The organism is Paraburkholderia sp. PAMB 6770, from assembly GCF_057748135.1.
In genome coordinates this window covers 2,664,487-2,682,859 of the sequence record NZ_CM173238.1, presented here as the reverse complement: position 1 = coordinate 2,682,859, position 18,373 = coordinate 2,664,487, and the positions used below count along the sequence as shown (strand labels likewise).

The following is an 18,373-nucleotide window of genomic DNA, read 5'->3' as shown; positions in this document are numbered from 1 at the left end:
CGGGATTCGCACGCTCGCGCACGCTCACTTGGACCGCTATTGCGCATGACGACGGACTCCACCTCCCCTCCACCCGCGCCACCCGGCGGCGCGGCGCCGCCCGACGGCGCGCCGCCGCCGCGCCGCCCGCGGCGGCTGTGGACGGCGCTCGCGTGGACGGTCGGCGTGCCGGCGCTGCTCGTCGCGCTCGCGGCGGGCGCGCTGTACGGCGCGGCGACGACCGCGCGCGGCACCGCATACGTGTGGCAGGGGGCGCTGAAGCTGCTCGGCGGCCGGCTGACGGGCACGCTCGAAGGCGGCACGCTTGCCACCGGATTGCGGTTGCGCGGGATCGAGTGGCGCAGCTTCGACGGCAGCGGCACCGACATCCGCATCGACCACGTCGACGGCCGCTGGGCGCTCAGCGGCCACCCGTGGCGGTTTGCGATCGACTACCTGCACGTGGGGACGATCGATGCGCGGGTCGGCGCGTCCGGCGCGCCGTCCAGCGGCCCCCCGGCGATGCCGCACGCGCTGCGATTGCCGCTGCCGCTGCGGATCAGCGATGTGCGGGTCGACCGGCTGGTGCTGCACGACGGCGCGACGACCCGCACGTTCAGCGATTTCCGCTTCCACGGACGCAGCGACGGGATCCATCACGAAGCGTCGATCGACAGTCTCGATACGCCGTTCGGCTCGGTCACCGCGTCGCTGAAGCTCGACGGCGCGCAGCCGTATGCGCTTTCCGGCGCCGTCGGCTATACGGGGAAGGTCGAGAACGAGCCGGTGCAGGTCGACGCCCGGTTGAGCGGCACGCTCGCGCAACTGGTCGCCGAAGTCGATGCAAGCGGGCTGAAGCTGAACGGCCACGCGCATGTCGAGGCGCAGCCGTTTGCGCCGGTGCCGCTGCGGCGCGTGACGCTGCGCGTCGATCACGTCGACCCGAAGGCGTTCGCACCGGGTGCGCCGTCGGCCGATCTGGCGCTGCGCGCCGACCTGCAGCCGGCGACGGCCAGCGCAACGGCACCCGGCGGCTTCGCGGTGGCCGGCGACGTGTCGATCGTCAACGCGCAGCCGGGCACGCTTGTCGAGCACCGGTTGCCGCTCGTCGACGCGCACGCCCAGGTGCGTCTCGACGCGCACACGCAGCACATCGACGGCCTCGTCGTGCGGCTCGTGCGCGACGCCACCGTGACCGGCGCCGGGTCGCTGTCCGGCAGGACGGGCCGCTTCGATCTGCAGGTCGCCGGGCTCGACCTGAACACGTTCGAGACCCGCCTGCGCCCGACGCGGCTCGCCGGGCCGATCGGCATCCGGCTCGACAACGACACGCAGACCCTGACGCTCGACCTCGCGGATCCGAAGGCCGGGCTGCGCGCGCAGGGCAAGGTGATTGCCGATCCCGCGCGGGTGAGCTTCAGCGACGTGCGCGTGAGCGCCGGCGGCGGCCGCGTCGACCTGAGCGGCGAGCTGAAGCACGATGCCGACGCCCACTACCGGCTGAAGGCCACCTTCACGGACTTCGATCCGCTCGGCCTCGCGGCGCGCCCGCCTGCGCGCGCGAGCAGCCCGCCCGGGCGGGGCGCGGGGCACGCGCGCGGCGCGGCACGGCCCGCGCCCGCGACGGGGCCGGCGCCGGCGCGGACCGGTGCGCGCGTGAACGGCACGCTCGCCGCGCAGGGTGCGCTGGGTCCGGCGTTTTCGACGAAGGCCGAGTTCCGCCTCGGCGACAGCGTCTACGACGGCCTGCCGCTCACCGGCGGCGGCACGGTGCAACTGGCCGGGCAGCGGCTCTTGCCGAGCCGCGCGAGCCTGTCGATCGCCGGCAACCAGGTCGATCTGCAAGGCAGCTTCGGCCGCGCCGGCGATCGTCTGAGCTTTCACGTCGATGCGCCCGCGCTCGCGCGGCTCGGTTTCGGCCTCGCCGGTGCGGTGAGCGCGCAGGGCGACGTGACGGGGTCGATCGCGCATCCCAATGTCGTGCTCGATTACAAGGCCGACGACGTGGTGCTCGGCGCGAACCGCGTCGGCCACGCGCAGGGGCACGCCGAACTGCGCGACGGCGCAAACGGCGCGCTCGCGTTCACCACCGACGCGCGCGATCTGCACACTGGCGAGCTCGACCTCGCGACGCTCACCGCGCGGCTTGCCGGCACGCGCGCGCGGCACACGCTCGACGCGCAGGCGAGCGGCAAGATCGGCGGACAGCCGCTCGATCTGGCGCTTGCGGCCCAGGGCCGGCTGACGGAGGCGCGCGACGGCACGCACTGGGACGGCACGCTCACGCGCCTGCAAAGCGGCGGCACGGTGCAGCTCGATCTGCAGGCGCCGCTTGCGGTGAGCGCCGGGCCGGGCGGCGTCACGCTCGGCGCGACGCGGCTCGTGGCCGAGGGCGCGGTGCTCGATCTGAAGTCGTTCGCGTTCGGCCACGACGGCGTGCGTTCGAGCGGCACGCTGACGAATCTCTCGCTCGCGCGGCTGCTCGCGCTGCGCGCGCGGCTGAGCGGCGAGCCGGCGTCCTCGTCCGCGCGGACCGATCTGGTGCTCGACGGCGCCTGGGACTTCGCGCTCGGCCATGCCGCGCGCGGTTACGCGGAACTCAGGCGGCGCAGCGGCGACGTCAGCGTCGAAGTCGGCAGCGGCGCCGCGTCGCTCGGCATCACCGCGCTGTCGGCGCGCGCGGACTTCAGCGACGGCAACCGGCTGAGCGCGGTCGTGCATGCGCAGGCGAGCCGCATCGGCACGTTCGACGCACACGCGAACACCCTGCTCACGTCGGCGGACGGGCTGCTGACGCTCGGCGACGACGCGCCGCTCGCCGGCACGGTCACGGCCAGCGTGCCGTCGCTGCGCAATACCGGCGGGCTGCTCGGACCGACCTACCTGCTCGACGGCCGCCTCGCGCTGAAGCTGACGCTGGCCGGCACCGTCGCGAAACCGAACCTGTCCGGGTCGCTGGCGGGCGACGGCCTTGCGGCGACGCTCGTCGACCAGGGGGTGCAGCTGAAGGACGGCGTGGTGCGTATCGCGTTGACGCGCAATCTGGTCGATTTCCAGCAGGTCGAATTTCACGGCGCGAGCGGCACGTTGCGCGCGACCGGCCGGGTCGGCCTCGACAGCGCCGAGCCGGACCTCACTGCGCGCATCGTCGCGGACAAGCTGGAGCTGTTCGCCGCGCCGGACCGCAAGCTGTCGCTGTCAGGCAGCGCGACGATCGCCAACGGCGGCCAGCTGGGCGCCATCGACATCAATGGCCAGTTCACGGTCGATCATGCGCTGTTCGACATGCCGGAGGATGCCGCGCCGAAGCTTGGCGACGACGTCGTGGTGATGCGCGCGGACGGCACCGTTCCGCGCCGCGCGACGACGAGCCTCGCGGCCGGCGACAAGCCCGCGAGCCGCTTCGCGCCGCATGCGGACGTATCGATCAATCTCGGCCGCGATTTCCGCTTCCGCGGCGCGGGGGCCGACCTGGGGCTGATGGGCACGGTCAACGTGCGCAGCGCGCCGGGCCAGACACTGCTTGCGGTGGGCGACGTACGCGTGACTCAGGGCTCGACCTACACCGCGTTCGGCCGCAAGCTGGCAATCGAGAACGGCTATTTCACGTTCAACGGGCCGGTGTCCAATCCGGGCATCAATATTCTCGCGATGCGCCGCAACCAGCAGGTCGAGGCGGGCGTGCAGGTGACCGGCACGGTCGATGCTCCGGTCGCAAAGCTGGTGTCGGAGCCGAACGTGCCGGACAACGAGAAGCTGTCGTGGCTGCTGTTCGGTCACGGGACCGATCAGGGGAACAACCTGAGCCAGCAGAGCACGATGACCGCCGCGCTCGCACTGCTCGGCAATGCGGGCGGCAAGCGGATTGCGCAGACGTTCGGGCTCGACGAGTTTTCGATCGGCACGAGCGACGTCGGCCTGACCGATCCGCAGGTCGTGATGATATCGAAGGCGCTGAACCAGCGTTTCGTGCTCGGCTACGAGCAGGGCCTGCAGTCCGCGAGCAATGCGATCAAGGCGACGGTCAACCTGTCGCGCTACTGGTCGGTGATGGCGTTCGGCGGCACGTTCCAGGGCGTCAGCCTGCTGTACACGCGGCGCTTCGACCGCTGGCCGTGGCCGTGGCGCAGTGGGCGGGGGGATTAGGGGCGGCTCGCGACCGGGCGCTCGCCGTCCCGGTTCTCGCGCAAAAACAAAAAGCACGTCATCCGACGTGCTTTTTGCATGGCGCTGGCGAAGCTGTCCCTCAGCGCATCATTTCACGCGCATGCCGGGCTTCGCGCCGCTATCCGGTTCGAGCACGTAGATGCCCGGCTCGGCTTTCTCGTCGGCGGCCGACGCGGCGAGCACCATCCCTTCGGACAGGCCGAACTTCATCTTGCGCGGCGCGAGGTTCGCGACCATCACCGTCAGCTTGCCGACCAGCTGCTCGGGCCGGTATGCGGACTTGATGCCGGAGAACACGTTGCGCGTCCTGTCTTCGCCGACATCGAGCGTCAGCTGCAGCAGCTTGTCCGACCCCTCGACCGCACGGCAGTCCACGATCTTCGCGATGCGCAGATCGATTTTCGCGAAGTCGTCAATGGAAATGACGCCCGAGGCATCGGCCGGGCCGCCGGTCGCCGCCGGGCTGGCCTTGCTGGCAGCGGTTGCAGCGGTCGCGGCGGCTGTGGCGTTTGCCGCTTTCCCGGCAGTCGGCGCAGCGGTGGTCGTGGCCTGCAGCGAGCCGCGGTTGGCCGCGAGCAGCGCTTCGATCTGCTTCGGATCGATACGCGTCATCAGATGCCGGTAGGCGTTGATCGGGCGCGCCGAGTCGAGCGGCACATCCGCGTCGGCCCACGTCAGCGGCGCGATCGACAGGAACGCTTCCACCGCTTCGGCCACCTGCGGCAGCACCGGCTTCAGCGCGAGCGACAGCAGGCGGAACGCCTCGACGCTGACGCTGCACGTTTCATGCAGCGCGGCCGCGTGCGCGGGATCCTTCGCCTGCTCCCACGGTTTCGCCGCGTCGACGTATGCGTTGACCGCGTCCGCGAGTTCCATCGTCTGGCGCAGCGCGCGGCTGTATTCGCGTGCCTCGTAATGCGCGGCGATCTGCGGAATCGCCGCGCGCAGCGTACCGGGCAGCGGGTGCTGCATCGCGCTGTCCAGCACCCGGCCCTCGAAGCGCTTGATCAGGAAACCCGCCGTGCGGCTCGCGATGTTCACGTATTTGCCGACCAGATCGCTGTTCACGCGCGCCTGGAAGTCGTCGAGGTTCAGGTCGAGATCTTCCATCGAGCTGTTGAGCTTCGCCGCGAAGTAATAGCGCAGCCACTCCGGATTCAGGCCCGTTTCAATCACGCTTCGTGCGGTGATGAAGGTGCCGCGCGACTTCGACATCTTCGCGCCGTCGACCGTCAGAAAGCCGTGCGCGAACACGTTGGTCGGCGTGCGGTGACCGGAGAATTCGAGCATCGCGGGCCAGAACAGCGTGTGGAAGTACAGGATGTCCTTGCCGATGAAGTGGTACTGCTCGGTGGTCGAGTCCTTGCGGATCCACGCGTCGAAATCGAGACCGCGCTGCGCGGCGAGATGGCGGAAGCTCGCGTAATAGCCGATCGGCGCGTCGAGCCAGACATAGAAGTACTTGCCGGGGGCGCCCGGAATCTCGAAGCCGAAATACGGCGCGTCGCGCGAGATGTCCCAGTCGGCGAGCTTCGCATCGCCTGCGTCGCCCAGCCATTCGCGCATCTTGTTGGTGGCCTCGGGCTGCGCGAGCCCGCTCACCCAGCGGCGCAGGAACGTCTCGCAGCGCGGATCGGACAGCCGGAAGAAGTAGTGCGTCGAGGTCTTGCGCACCGGCGTCGCGCCGGAGACGACCGAGTAGGGGTTCACCAGATCGGTCGGCTGGTAGGTCGAGCCGCAGACCTCGCAGCTGTCGCCGTACTGGTCTTTCGCGCCGCATTTCGGGCACTCGCCCTTGATGAAGCGGTCCGGCAGGAACATTTCCTTGACCGGATCGTAGGCCTGCTCGATCTCGCGCGCCTCGATCAGACCGGCCGCCTGCAGCGCGGTGTAGACCGATTCGCACAGCACGCGGTTTTCTTCGGAGTCGGTCGAATAGTAGTTGTCGAACGAGATGCCGAAGTCGTCGAAGTCGCGCTTGTGCTCTTGCCAGACGCGCGCGATCAGCTGCTTCGGCGTGATGCCTTCCTGCTCCGCGCGCAGCATGACCGGCGTGCCGTGCGTGTCGTCCGCGCCGACGTAGTAGACCTCGTGGCCATGCATGCGCAGCGTGCGGACCCAGATATCCGTCTGGATATATTCGACCAGGTGGCCGATATGGATTTGCCCATTGGCGTACGGCAGGGCCGACGTGACGAGAATCTGGCGGCGCGCGGACGGCGCGCCGGCGGAAAGACCGGTTGCGGATGCGGACATGACGGGAGTAAGCGTGGGCGCGAAGACGAAACCACGATTTTAACAGCGCGGCCGCGGCGAGCGGTGGGGACGCGCCGGGCCGCGTGCGGGGTCGTGGGGGCGGCGCCCGGGGGAGACCGGTCGAGGGGGGGCGGATGGGGGGGCCAAAAACCGGACCCAGAAAGCCGACCCAGAAAGCCGACCCATAAAGCACGCCGCAAAGCGCGCGGCCAAAAAAAACCGGGGCTGAAGCCCCGGAGCAACAACGACAAGAGGAGAATGGTGCCGCGGCGGCATCGCCAGCCACGTACCATAATCAATGACAGCGCCGTTGCCGGAGAGTTCGAAATTTTTTTCGATCGGGTTACCGAAGCCTTCCAAAAAGGGCATGAGAGGCGCCGCGGAACCCGCAATGTGTCGCGGCGGCGGCGCCTTCGATGCGCTGCGCGTTACTGCGCGTGCTGCGCGGTCGCGCGCAGATAGATTTCGACGCGGCGGTTCGCGGCGCGGCCGGCCTCGGTGCTGTTGTCCGCTACCGGGTCGCTCTCGCCGCGGCCGATCGCCGACAGCCGCTGCGGCGCGATGCCGCGCTGGCCGAGGTAGCCGGTGACCGACTGGGCGCGGTTGACCGACAGCGTCTGGTTGTACGCCGGGTTGCCGGTGCTGTCCGTATAGCCGACCACCTGCGCGATGATCTCGGGGTTCTGCGTCATCGTTTGCGCGAGCTGGTCGAGCACCGGGGCGAACGATGGCTTGATCGCATAGCTGTTGGTGTCGAACGTGACGGAGCTGGGGATGTTCAGCTTCAGCGACCCGTCCGGCTGCTCGGTGATCTGCGTGCCGGTGCCGCGGGTGGCGCCCGACAGCTTGTTGCGGATCGCCTGCCAGTTGTAGCCGGTAATGCCGCCGACGAGCGCGCCGGCGCCCGCGCCGATCGCGGCGCCCTTGCCGCCGCCGAAAATGGCGCCGAGCGCGGCGCCCGCGCCCGCGCCGACGCCGGTGCCGACTGCCGTGTTGGTGCCCTGCTGGGTCGCGCAGCCGGCCAGCAGCGACGCGGCAACGGTAAAGACGGCGAGACGGGAAGCGATGGTGGTGTTCATTGGTTATCCTCTCGTGGGTGATGACCGGCCGGCGCCGCAGCGTCGGACCCGCCGCGCGGTCGGGTCCGACAGCGAAGCAGGGTCTTCACGCAAGGCACGGCGTCAGCCACTACAATGATAGTCAGCTATGCAAGGATGCGACCCCAAGGTCGGCCGACGACGAAGGTTGCCCGGCATGCCCTGATCGCGCAATCCTGCATAACAATTTCTTTCAATTTCCGGCTCACGGCCGAAGCTTCGATTTCGCCGTGCCGCAAGCGTTCCCCCATGGAGTGTCGATGAGCATTGATCGGGCACGGGTCGACGCGGCCCTCGCGGCCCTCGCCGATCCGAACACTGGCCGCCCGTTTGCGGCGGCCAAAAATTTCCGCAACGTCGTCGTCGAGAATGACACGGTCAGTGTCGACGTGGTACTCGGCTATCCGGCCAGGAGCCAGTTCGACGCGATCGGCACGCTGGTCGGCGACGCGCTGCGCGCGGTGCCGGGCGTCGCCGGCGTGCGCGTCGCGGTATCGCAGCAGATCGCCGCGCATACGGTGCAGCAGGGCGTGAAACTGTTGCCGAACGTGAAGAACATCGTCGCGGTCGCGTCGGGCAAGGGCGGCGTCGGCAAGAGCACGACCGCGGTCAATCTCGCGCTCGCGCTGGCGGACGAAGGCGCCTCGGTCGGCATCCTGGATGCCGATATCTACGGGCCGTCGCTGCCGATGATGCTCGGCGTGACCGGCCGGCCGGACTCGCCCGACGGCCAGTCGATGAATCCGCTGCACGGCCACGGCCTGCAGGCCAACTCGATCGGCTTTCTGATCGAGCAGGACAACCCGATGGTGTGGCGCGGCCCGATGGCGACGTCGGCGCTCGAACAGCTGCTGCGCCAGACCAACTGGCAGGATCTCGACTACCTGATCGTCGACATGCCGCCGGGCACCGGCGACATCCAGCTGACGCTGTCGCAGCGCGTGCCGGTGACCGGCGCGGTGATCGTCACGACTCCGCAGGACATCGCGCTGCTCGACGCGAAGAAAGGGCTGAAGATGTTCGAGAAGGTCGGCATTCCGATTCTCGGCATCGTCGAGAACATGGGCCTGCACGTGTGCTCGAACTGCGGCCACGAGGAACACGTGTTCGGCGCGGGCGGCGGCGAGCGGATGGCGAAGGAGTACGGCGTCGAGGTGCTCGGCAGCCTGCCGCTCGACATCTCGATCCGCGAGCAGGCCGATTCCGGCCGGCCGACCGTCGCGGCCGCGCCGCACGGCCGGATCGCGCAGATCTACCGGGACATCGCGCGCCGGGTCGCGATCCAGATCGCGGAGCGCGCGCGCGACATGTCGTCGAAGTTTCCGACCATCGTCGTCCAGAACACCTGAGCGGTGCGCGGGGCGGCCGGCGGCGGGCGTCGAATGCGTGCGCGCTCGCGGTATCATGTCGGCTTGATGAGGTTCGGCGCGTCGGCCGCAGGGGCGTTCGGCCGCCGACAAGAGGAACGCATGGGAAAACGAATCGACGGACAGGCGGTGCGCGCGTTCATTGTCCTGACTGCCAGCAGCCTGCTGCTGTGCGGCTGCACCGCCTTCCTGAGGCCACAGGAAAAGCACGCCAGCGCACAGCTGGTGCCGACCGTGGGGAACACCGCGCGCGGCCAGGTGACGTTCATCGAGCGTTCGGACGGCGTACAGGTCACCTACAACCTGTCCGGGCTGCCGCCCGACAGCGATCACGCGCTGCAGGTGCACGAGCGCGGCGACTGCAATGCGGCGGACGGCGCGAGCGCCGGCCCGGTGTTCGCGCCGGCGGCCGAGCGGCTGAGGCCGGGCTCGCGCGTCGAGGGCGACCTCGGCAACATCCACGCGGACGCAAACGGCGTGGCGAGCGGTTTCATCGTGGCGCCGGACGTCTCGCTCGACGGCATCCGCTCGGTGCTGCACCGCTCGCTGCTGCTGCATCGCGACGCGTCCGACCCGTACGCCTACCCGCAGCACGGCGCCGGTCCGGCGATTGCCTGCGGCCTGATCCGGCCGTGAGCCGGGGCGTGCGCGGGCAGCCGCGGCGCGGGGCGCAATTGCGGCGGCGCCGCGCCGATCGCGTAAAATAAGCGCCTTTCGTCCGGCACGCAGGCCTCGCGCGCCGGACCTCATCCGTCACGCAGCGTTCAACTATGACTATCAAATCCGACAGGTGGATCCGGCGCATGGCCGAATCGCACCGCATGATCGAGCCGTTCGTGCGCGACCAGGTGCGCGTGGCCGAGGACGGCCGGAAGATCGTCAGCTACGGCACGTCGAGCTACGGCTACGACATCCGCTGCGCGGACGAATTCAAGATCTTCACGAATATCAACTCGACGATCGTCGATCCGAAGAACTTCGACGAGAAATCGTTTGTCGATTTCAAGGGCGACGTCTGCATCATCCCGCCGAACTCGTTCGCGCTCGCGCGCACGGTCGAGTATTTCCGCATTCCGCGCAGCGTGCTGACGGTGTGTCTCGGCAAGTCGACCTACGCGCGCTGCGGCATCATCGTGAACGTGACGCCGTTCGAGCCGGAGTGGGAAGGGCATGTGACGCTCGAATTCTCGAATACGACACCTTTGCCTGCCAAAATCTATGCGAACGAGGGCGTCGCGCAGGTGCTGTTTTTCGAAAGCGACGAAATCTGCGAAACCTCGTACGCGGACCGCGGCGGCAAATACCAGGGTCAGCACGGCGTCACGCTGCCGAAGACGTGACGCGCGGCAGCGCATTGAGCCACCAGCCATACGGGTGACCGCTGCACTTGAGCAAAGTCAGCGGTCGTTTCTTTTGGAGAATCGCCCATGAAGTTCCGTTTTCCCGTCGTCATCATCGACGAAGATTTCCGCTCCGAGAACATCTCGGGCTCCGGCATCCGGGCGCTCGCCGAGGCCATCGAGAAAGAGGGCGTCGAGGTCCTCGGGCTGACGAGCTACGGCGATCTGACGTCGTTTGCGCAGCAGTCGAGCCGCGCGTCGTGCTTCATCCTGTCGATCGACGACGACGAGCTGCTGCCGTACGTCGAGAACGTCGTCGTCGAGGGCGAGACGCCGGAGCTTGCCGCGGCGATCGTCGCGCTGCGCGCGTTCGTCACCGAAGTGCGCCGGCGCAACGCCGACATCCCGATCTTCCTGTACGGCGAGACGCGCACGTCGCGGCACCTGCCGAACGACATCCTGCGCGAGTTGCACGGCTTCATCCACATGTTCGAGGACACGCCGGAATTCGTCGCGCGGCACATCATTCGCGAGGCGAAGGTCTACCTCGATTCGCTCGCGCCGCCGTTCTTCAAGGAGCTCGTGCACTACGCGGAGGAAGGCTCGTACTCGTGGCACTGTCCGGGCCACTCGGGCGGCGTCGCGTTCCTGAAGAACCCGCTCGGGCAGATGTTCCATCAGTTCTTCGGCGAAAACATGCTGCGCGCCGACGTCTGCAACGCGGTCGACGAACTCGGCCAGCTGCTCGACCACACGGGCCCGATCGCGGCCTCGGAGCGCAACGCGGCGCGCATCTTCAGCGCCGACCACCTGTTCTTCGTGACCAACGGCACCTCGACGTCGAACAAGATCGTCTGGCACGCGACGGTCGCGCCGGGCGACATCGTGCTGGTGGACCGCAACTGCCACAAGTCGATCCTGCACGCGATCACGATGACCGGCGCGATTCCGGTGTTCCTCACGCCGACGCGCAATCACTTCGGCATCATCGGCCCGATTCCGCGCGACGAGTTCAAGCCGGAGAACATCCGCGAGAAGATCAAGGCGAACCCGTTCGCGCGCGAGGCGCTCGAAAAGCATCCGAACCTGAAGCCGCGCATCCTGACGATCACGCAGAGCACGTACGACGGCGTCGTCTACAACGTCGAGATGATCAAGGACCTGCTCGGCGACCTGCTCGACACGCTGCACTTCGACGAAGCGTGGCTGCCGCACGCGGAATTTCACCCGTTCTACCAGGACATGCATGCGATCGGCGCGGGCCGCCCGCGCACCGGCGCGCTCGTGTTCGCGACGCACTCGACGCACAAGCTGCTCGCGGGCATCTCGCAGGCGTCGCAGATCGTCGTGCAGGACTCGGAGCACCGCACGTTCGACCGGCACCGCTTCAACGAGGCGTATCTGATGCATACGTCGACGAGCCCGCAGTACGCGATCATCGCGTCGTGCGACGTCGCCGCGGCGATGATGGAGCCGCCCGGCGGCACCGCGCTCGTCGAGGAATCGATTGCCGAGGCGCTCGACTTTCGCCGCGCGATGCGCAAGGTCGACGCCGAATACGGCGACGACTGGTTCTTCAAGGTCTGGGGCCCGGACGAGCTCGCCGACGAGGGCATCGGCTCGCGCGAGGACTGGATGCTGCGTCCGAACGACCGCTGGCACGGCTTCGGCCCGCTCGCGGAGGGCTTCAACATGCTCGATCCGATCAAGGCGACGATCATCACGCCGGGGCTCGACGTGGACGGCGACTTCGGTGACTCGGGCATCCCCGCGGCGATCGTCACGCGCTACCTGGCGGAGCACGGCATCATCGTCGAGAAGACCGGGCTGTACTCGTTCTTCATCATGTTCACGATCGGCATCACGAAGGGCCGCTGGAACTCGATGGTGACCGAGCTGCAGCAGTTCAAGGACGACTACGACAACAACCAGCCGCTGTGGCGCGTGCTGCCCGAATTCGTGTCGCACTTTCCGATGTACGAGCGGATCGGTCTGCGCGACCTGTGCTCGCAGATTCACAGCGTCTACCGCGCGAACGACATTGCGCGCCTGACCACCGAGATGTACCTGTCGAGCATGGAGCCGGCGATGAAACCGTCCGATGCGTTCGCGAAGCTCGCGCACCGCGAGGTCGACCGGGTGCCGATCGACGAGCTCGAAGGGCGCGTCACGTCGGTGCTGCTGACGCCTTATCCGCCGGGTATTCCGCTGCTGATTCCGGGCGAGCGCTTCAACGAAACGATCGTGAACTACCTGCGCTTCGCGCGCGAATTCAACGAACGCTTCCCGGGCTTTCACACGGACATCCACGGTCTCGTGAGCGAAACGGTCAACGGGCGCGTCGAATACTTCGTCGATTGCGTGCGCAACTGATCATGATGCCCATGCAACGGATCGGCAGGGCGCTAGGCAGGACGCTGCTGTGTGCGGCGGCGTCGCTGCTCGTCGCCGCGTCGCCCGGCGCGCGGGCGGAAGTGGCGGCCGCCGATCCGATCGACGCGGCGATGCGCGCGTGCCTTGCGCGCGCGGACCGCTCCACGACGGCGGGCCAGGTGCAGTGCATGGAAACCGCGCAGCTCGGCTGGCAGACGGCGATGAATACCGCTTACCGCCAGGTGCTCGCCGGCTCGCCGCCGGCGCGGCGGCGAGCCTGGGAGTGGAACCAGAAGCGCTGGCAGGCGACGCGCGACGCGCAGAATCCGCTGTATGCAGCCGTTTTCGCACGCGCCCAGGGATCGATCAACCAGATCACCGAAGCCGATCTGCAACTGCAGCCGGTGCGCGACCGCGCGCTCGCGTTGCGCAGCGTGCTGGCCCGGCGCGGCGCGACGCCGGCCCGGCTGCGGCCCTGCAGGGAGGACGCGTTGTGCGAGCATGCGATGTTCGACACGCGCCGCTACTATGAGCGGCTGCGCAGCAAGCTGCCCGCGCGGGTGCGTCCGCTGCTCTGGCGCGCGCAGCAGGCGTGGTTCCGGTATCTGGAGTCGTCGGCGGCGGTGACCGACACGCGTGGCCGCATCGATATCATCGGCGCGCGCGTGGCGACGCTCAAGCGGCTGTCGGACGCCGTCGGCGGCGACTGACGGGCGCCCGGAATGCGCCTGCCATCGCCGCAGCCCCGGTTGCCGGCGCGCTCGCTCAGTTCACTTTGAACTGGCCGTCGGGCGGCCCCGGGATCGGCAGCGCGGGGTCGCCGAGCAGGTCGCGCGTGGCGTCTTCGATGGACGCCGACATCATCGTCAGCGGAAGGTGGTTCTCGTCGATGCCGAACGGGTCTTCGAGCTGCGACGCGATCGCTTCGTGCGCCATGAATGCGTACGCAACGAACACCGAAAACACCGGCGTGAAGACGCCCATGCTCGACACGAGTCCGAACGGCAGCGCCGCGCAGAAGAAATAGACGGTGCGGTGAATCATCACCGAATAGGCAAACGGCAACGGCGTCGATGCGATCCGCTCGCAACCGCCGATCACGTCCGATAGCGTATTCAGGTTGTGCTCGAACGCGAGTACTGCGAACGGATCGAGCCGGCCGGCGCGGGACTGGCGCTGCGTCCACTCGCCGAGCATCAGCATCAGCGTGACCGGCCGGTAGCGCGAGCCGAGCACGCGCTCGGCGAGCGGCGCGGGCAGGCGGCTGGCGAGGTCGTCGTGGGGATCGCTCTTGCGCAACTGATGACGCAGCGCGTGCGGCAGCGCGCCGAGCAGCTGTACGAACTCGCGCAGGTCGGCATCGGACGCGCCGCGGGGCAGCGTGAGCGCCTCGCGCGTCAGCGAACGGCTCGTATTCAGCAGTTGTCCCCACAACTTGCGCGCTTCCCACCAGCGGTCGTAGCTCGCGTTGTTGCGAAAGCCGAGAAACACGGCGAGCGCGATGCCGACGAGCGAGAACGGCACGGTGCCGAAGTCGAGCGTGAGATTCAGGACGTGGTCGTGGCCGGCGAGCGCGATCAGCGACAGGCCGAGGACCAGGAACAGGCGAGGCAGCAGCTGCGGCAGCACGGAGCCGCGCCAGGCAAGCAGCATGCGCAGCCAGTGCAGTTGCGGGCGGATGATCATGGCGGGCGGGACGGCGGCATGGGGCGATGCACACATTATCGCCAAAGCCGCGGCCGCGCGATACGGCGGCAGGGGAGGGTGTGACGATCGGTCGTAGGCGCCGGTTGCCCGCAGGTAGCCAGCCGCTACCTGCGATGGGCGCGCTGTGTGCCGGCAGCCGACCGGTGGGGGCTGCCGGAGCGGCCGGAGCGGCCGGAGCGGCCGGAGCGGCCGGAGCGGCCGGAGCGGCCGGAGCGGCCGGAGCGGCCGGAGCGGCCGGAGCGGCCGGAGTGGCCGGAGTGGCCGGAGTGGCCGGAGTGGCCGGAGTGGCCGGAGTGGCCGGAGTGGCCGGAGTGGCCGGAGTGGCCGGAGTGGCCGGAGTGGCCGGAGCATTTGCCTGGCAGTCCTGCCCGTGCGCCCTCGCCGGTGCGGGCGGGAACGGGGGAAGCGGCCGGCACGAGGCCCGGTGCGAGAATCCCCCGGACAGACGCCGCGCCGCCCGAGGCCGCGCGGCGCTTCGCTTACTGCAGCGCTGCGCGCGCAGCCGCGGCCGCGGCGCGCACCTGCTCCGGCGCGGTTCCGCCGGGATGATTGCGGCTTGCGACCGAGCCTTCGAGCGTGAGTGCCTCGAACACGTCCTCGCCGATCAGGTGCGCGACGTTCGGCAACTCGCTGCGCAGCGCGTCGAGCGACAGGTCGGCCAGATCGCACTGGCGGTCCACGCAGATCCGCACTGCGTGCGCGACGGCTTCGTGCGCGTCGCGAAACGGCAGGCCGCGCTTGACGAGATAATCCGCGAGGTCGGTGGCCGTCGAGAAGCCTTGCAGCGCCGCTGCGCGCATCGCGTCCGGCTTGACGGTGATGCCCGCCACCATTTCAGCGAAGATCCGCAGCGTATCGGCCACCGTGTCGACGGTGTCGAACAGCGGCTCCTTGTCTTCCTGGTTGTCCTTGTTGTACGCGAGCGGCTGGCCTTTCATCAGCGTGAGCAGCGCCATCAGATGGCCGTTCACGCGGCCGGTCTTGCCGCGCGCGAGTTCGGGCACGTCCGGGTTCTTCTTCTGCGGCATGATCGACGAGCCGGTGCAGAAGCGGTCCGCGAGATCGATGAAGCCGACCCGCGGGCTCATCCACAGCACGAGCTCCTCCGAAAAGCGCGACACGTGCGTCATCACGAGCGCGGCGGCGGCGGTGAATTCGATCGCGAAGTCGCGGTCGGACACCGCATCGAGCGAGTTCGCGCAGATGCCGTCGAAACCGAGCGTCTGCGCGACCGCGTGGCGGTCGATCGGGTAGCTGGTGCCGGCAAGCGCCGCAGCGCCGAGCGGCAGCCGGTTCACGCGGGCGCGGCAGTCGCGCATGCGGCCGGCGTCGCGCGAGAACATCTCGACGTACGCGAGCAGGTGGTGGCCGAAGGTGACCGGCTGCGCGACCTGCAGGTGCGTGAAGCCGGGCATGATGGTCGCCGCGTGCTGTTCGGCGAGGTCGATCAGCGCGCGGCGCAGTTCCGTCAGCAGCCCGCCGATGCGGTCGATTTCGCCGCGCAGCCACAGCCGGATGTCGGTTGCCACCTGATCGTTGCGCGAGCGGCCCGTGTGCAGGCGCTTGCCGGCGTCGCCGATCAGCGCGGTGAGGCGCGCCTCGATGTTCAGGTGCACGTCTTCCAGGTCGAGTTGCCACGCGAACTCGCCGCGCCCGATTTCGTCCCGGATCTGCGCCATGCCGCGCTGGATGGCCGCGAGGTCGTCGGCGCTGATGATCTTCTGCGCGGCGAGCATCGCGGCGTGCGCGAGCGAGCCCTCGATGTCGACGAGCGCGAGCCGCTTGTCGAAGAAGACCGACGACGTATAGCGTTTGACGAGCTCCGACATCGGCTCCGAGAAGCGAGCCGACCAGGCTTCGCCTTTTTTGTGCAGTTGGGACGTCATGGTGTTGGGGCAGTGAACGTGCGAAGAAAGGACGAGTGGCCGTGCAGGCCGCCGCGCCGGACCAGACTGCGATTTTAGCATCCGGCGCGCCGCGGGCCGCCCCGCTGGGCCGCGCGATGACCGGGGATGGCCGCGCATGGCCGCGGGTTGCCGGGATCCCGGCGGCTGCCGCTACTGCCGCACCAGCACGACGAGCTTCAGGTCTTCGCGGTGAGCCGGCTTGTAGGTGATCTGGTCGTAGACGACGCGGCCGTGGCGCGGATGGTTGAATTCACGCCGGCCGCCCTCGCGTTCGCCGACGTCCTGCGACGCCCAGAAGCGCGCGAACGCGTCGCTGGTGCCGCTGAGCAGATCGATCAGCCCGCGGGTCGGCGCATCGTTCAGATGCCGGATCGAGTCCGCGCGAAACTCGGCGGCGAGGCGCCGCGCGCGCGTCTCCCAGTCTGCGATCAGCGTGCGCGCCTCGGGCGACGTGAACGTGAAGCGCAGCAGGTTGCGCTCGTGCGCGCCGTCGAGCCAGCCGACGAACAGGTCGGCCGCCGCCTCGTTCCACGCGAGCGCATTCCACTGGCGGTCCAGCACGTAGGCGGGCGCTGCGATCAGATTGACGGTCTCGAGCAGCGTGCCGGGCGCGTCGGTGGCGGCCGGATCGGGTTCGGCTGGGTCGCGTTGCGCGGCAAGCTCGAACAGGTACGCGCGCTCGGCGCGCGAAAGCTGCAGCGCGACCGCGATCCGCGCAAGCGCGTCGGCCGACGCGGACACCGGCCGCCCCTGTTCGATCCACGTGTACCAGGTGGGGCTCACGCCGCACAACTGCGCGACTTCCTCGCGGCGCAGCCCCGGCGTGCGGCGGCGCGGACCGGGCGGCAGGCCGACCGCCTGCGGCGAGAGCCGCTCGCGATGCGCGCGGATGAAGTCGCCGAGCGCGTGCGCGGGCGATGCGTCGAGCGGGGGCGGAAGCGGATCGGTGGAGGCGGGTGGGCTCATGCGTGGCGGTTGGCGAAAGGCGTGCGGACGATGCGGGTAGTTCCAATACCGGAATAATCGCTCAACTTGTACTGGTACAGGAGCCCGACTATTGTAGCGGCAGCAGCGCCGTCGCGCGCTGCGTTCCGGCGCCGCGGACCGGGCTGTATCCGCGGCGCGTTCGACCGGCGCCGAACCGCGCCACCAGCAAGGAGCTTGCGATGAAGCATCACGATCAGGTCGCCGACGCATTCGGCACGACCGCCGCCGCCTATCTGACCAGTCACGTGCACGCGACGGGCGCCGACCTGCAGACGCTCGCCGACAGCATCGCCGCGACGCCCGGCGCCGACGTGCTGGACATGGGCTGCGGTGCCGGGCACGCGAGCTTCGCGGTGGCGCCGCACGCGCGCAGCGTGACGGCGTACGACATCGCGCCGCCGATGCTCGTCACCGTCGAGGCCGCCGCGCGCGAGCGCGGGCTCGACAACATCCGCACGCAGCAGGGCGCCGCCGAGCGTCTGCCGTTTGCAGATGCGTCGTTCGACTGGGTGGTGAGCCGCATGAGCGCGCACCACTGGCGCGACGTGCCGCAGGCGCTCGCCGAGGTGCGGCGCGTGCTGAGGCCGGGCGGCCGGGTGCTGTTCATCGATATTGCCGGGACCGATCATCCGCTGCTCGACACGCACATCCAGGCGGTCGAGTTGCTGCGCGACGGCTCGCACGTGCGCGACTACCGCGCCGACGAATGGCTTGCGGCGTTCGCGGCGGCCGGCTTCGACGCACAGATTCGCACGCGCTGGCGTTTGCCGATCGAATTCGCCGGCTGGGTCGCACGCATGCGCACGCCGCCCGCGCGCATTGCGGCGATCCGCTCGCTGTGGCGCGATGCGCCGGATGAGGTGCGGGACTACTTCGACGTGCAGGAGGACGGCTCGTTCAAGCTGGACGCGCTGATGATCGAGGCCCGGTAGGACGGCCCGCTCGCGCGCCGGATGGGCCGCGCGCGAGCGGTGGCAGGACAAGGGTGCAACGAGTCCCGGCAGACCTCGGCGAGGCCCAGCAAGCAAGGCCCAGCAAGGTCCAGCAGCAAGGCCCGGCAAGGCCCGGCAAGGCCCGGCAAGGCCCGGCAAGGCCCAGCAAGGCCCAGCAAGGCCCAGCAAGGCCCAGCAAGGCCCGGCAAGGCCCAGCAAGGCCCAGCAAGGCCCAGCAAGGCCCGGCAAGGCCCGGCCGGG

At 69.1% G+C, this 18,373-nt stretch carries 12 protein-coding genes; 7 read left to right on the top strand and 5 right to left on the bottom strand.

All coding sequences use genetic code 11. The features are described 5' to 3' along the window. Positions 1-45 precede the first annotated feature (45 nt). Positions 46-4,125 (top strand): translocation/assembly module TamB domain-containing protein, encoded by a 4,080-nt coding sequence (locus tag AC3AP7_RS12080; RefSeq protein WP_475762712.1) that lies wholly within the window; start codon positions 46-48, stop codon positions 4,123-4,125. Between the two features lie 108 nt (positions 4,126-4,233). Here AC3AP7_RS12080 and metG read toward each other — a convergent pair whose 3' ends face one another. Next, on the bottom strand, positions 4,234-6,402 hold the full coding sequence (gene metG / locus AC3AP7_RS12075) for a methionine--tRNA ligase (protein WP_475762714.1): 2,169 nt from the start codon (positions 6,400-6,402) through the stop codon (positions 4,234-4,236). Positions 6,403-6,830: 428 nt separating this feature from the next. After that, a complete protein-coding gene (locus AC3AP7_RS12070) occupies positions 6,831-7,481 on the bottom strand; it encodes a YiaD family glycine zipper/OmpA-like lipoprotein (RefSeq protein ID WP_475762716.1) in 651 nt (216 codons plus the stop codon). A gap of 278 nt (positions 7,482-7,759) precedes the next feature. On the opposite strand from AC3AP7_RS12070, the gene apbC reads away from it, so the two are divergent. The 5 genes from apbC to AC3AP7_RS12045 all read left to right on the top strand — a co-directional run bounded on the left by apbC (position 7,760) and on the right by AC3AP7_RS12045 (position 13,289). Further along, positions 7,760-8,848, top strand: coding sequence for an iron-sulfur cluster carrier protein ApbC (apbC, locus tag AC3AP7_RS12065; protein WP_475762718.1), 1,089 nt, complete (start codon positions 7,760-7,762; stop codon positions 8,846-8,848). Between the two features lie 120 nt (positions 8,849-8,968). After that, entirely contained in the window at positions 8,969-9,502 is a 534-nt protein-coding gene (locus AC3AP7_RS12060; protein WP_475762720.1) for a superoxide dismutase family protein, read from the top strand. 134 nt (positions 9,503-9,636) lie between these two features. Then, positions 9,637-10,206 carry a dCTP deaminase gene (gene dcd, locus AC3AP7_RS12055; protein ID WP_475762722.1) on the top strand — a complete coding sequence of 190 codons (570 nt, stop codon included), beginning with the start codon at positions 9,637-9,639 and terminating at the stop codon, positions 10,204-10,206. 87 nt (positions 10,207-10,293) lie between these two features. After that, entirely contained in the window at positions 10,294-12,579 is a 2,286-nt protein-coding gene (locus AC3AP7_RS12050; RefSeq protein WP_475762724.1) for an Orn/Lys/Arg family decarboxylase, read from the top strand. Between the two features lie 2 nt (positions 12,580-12,581). Next, positions 12,582-13,289: a lysozyme inhibitor LprI family protein gene (locus AC3AP7_RS12045; RefSeq protein WP_475762726.1), complete on the top strand. Its 708-nt coding sequence runs from the start codon at positions 12,582-12,584 to the stop codon at positions 13,287-13,289. Positions 13,290-13,344: 55 nt separating this feature from the next. On the opposite strand, the gene AC3AP7_RS12040 is transcribed toward AC3AP7_RS12045, so the two are convergent. The 3 genes from AC3AP7_RS12040 to AC3AP7_RS12030 all read right to left on the bottom strand — a co-directional run bounded on the left by AC3AP7_RS12040 (position 13,345) and on the right by AC3AP7_RS12030 (position 17,159). Further along, a complete protein-coding gene (locus tag AC3AP7_RS12040) occupies positions 13,345-14,265 on the bottom strand; it encodes a bestrophin family protein (protein WP_475762728.1) in 921 nt (306 codons plus the stop codon). 500 nt (positions 14,266-14,765) lie between these two features. Beyond that, positions 14,766-16,172, bottom strand: coding sequence for an argininosuccinate lyase (gene argH, locus AC3AP7_RS12035; RefSeq protein ID WP_475762730.1), 1,407 nt, complete (start codon positions 16,170-16,172; stop codon positions 14,766-14,768). A 171-nt stretch (positions 16,173-16,343) separates the two neighbouring features. Next, positions 16,344-17,159: a helix-turn-helix transcriptional regulator gene (locus tag AC3AP7_RS12030; RefSeq protein WP_475762732.1), complete on the bottom strand. Its 816-nt coding sequence runs from the start codon at positions 17,157-17,159 to the stop codon at positions 16,344-16,346. Positions 17,160-17,359: 200 nt separating this feature from the next. Between AC3AP7_RS12030 and AC3AP7_RS12025 the strand changes: the two genes are divergently transcribed. Continuing rightward, positions 17,360-18,112, top strand: a complete 753-nt coding sequence (locus AC3AP7_RS12025; protein WP_475762735.1) for a class I SAM-dependent methyltransferase — start codon at positions 17,360-17,362, stop codon at positions 18,110-18,112. Positions 18,113-18,373 lie beyond the last annotated feature (261 nt).

Excerpts from the sequence above, each read along its gene's own strand:
- AC3AP7_RS12060 (WP_475762720.1), top strand. The coding sequence starts at position 8,969 with ATGGGAAAACGAATCGACGGACAGGCGGTGCGCGCGTTCATTGTCCTG.
- metG (WP_475762714.1), bottom strand. The coding sequence starts at position 6,402 with ATGTCCGCATCCGCAACCGGTCTTTCCGCCGGCGCGCCGTCCGCGCGC.
- AC3AP7_RS12040 (WP_475762728.1), bottom strand. The coding sequence starts at position 14,265 with ATGATCATCCGCCCGCAACTGCACTGGCTGCGCATGCTGCTTGCCTGG.
- AC3AP7_RS12025 (WP_475762735.1), top strand. The coding sequence starts at position 17,360 with ATGAAGCATCACGATCAGGTCGCCGACGCATTCGGCACGACCGCCGCC.
- argH (WP_475762730.1), bottom strand. The coding sequence starts at position 16,172 with ATGACGTCCCAACTGCACAAAAAAGGCGAAGCCTGGTCGGCTCGCTTC.
- AC3AP7_RS12080 (WP_475762712.1), top strand. The coding sequence starts at position 46 with ATGACGACGGACTCCACCTCCCCTCCACCCGCGCCACCCGGCGGCGCG.
- AC3AP7_RS12045 (WP_475762726.1), top strand. The coding sequence starts at position 12,582 with ATGATGCCCATGCAACGGATCGGCAGGGCGCTAGGCAGGACGCTGCTG.
- AC3AP7_RS12030 (WP_475762732.1), bottom strand. The coding sequence starts at position 17,159 with ATGAGCCCACCCGCCTCCACCGATCCGCTTCCGCCCCCGCTCGACGCA.
- apbC (WP_475762718.1), top strand. The coding sequence starts at position 7,760 with ATGAGCATTGATCGGGCACGGGTCGACGCGGCCCTCGCGGCCCTCGCC.
- dcd (WP_475762722.1), top strand. The coding sequence starts at position 9,637 with ATGACTATCAAATCCGACAGGTGGATCCGGCGCATGGCCGAATCGCAC.
- AC3AP7_RS12050 (WP_475762724.1), top strand. The coding sequence starts at position 10,294 with ATGAAGTTCCGTTTTCCCGTCGTCATCATCGACGAAGATTTCCGCTCC.
- AC3AP7_RS12070 (WP_475762716.1), bottom strand. The coding sequence starts at position 7,481 with ATGAACACCACCATCGCTTCCCGTCTCGCCGTCTTTACCGTTGCCGCG.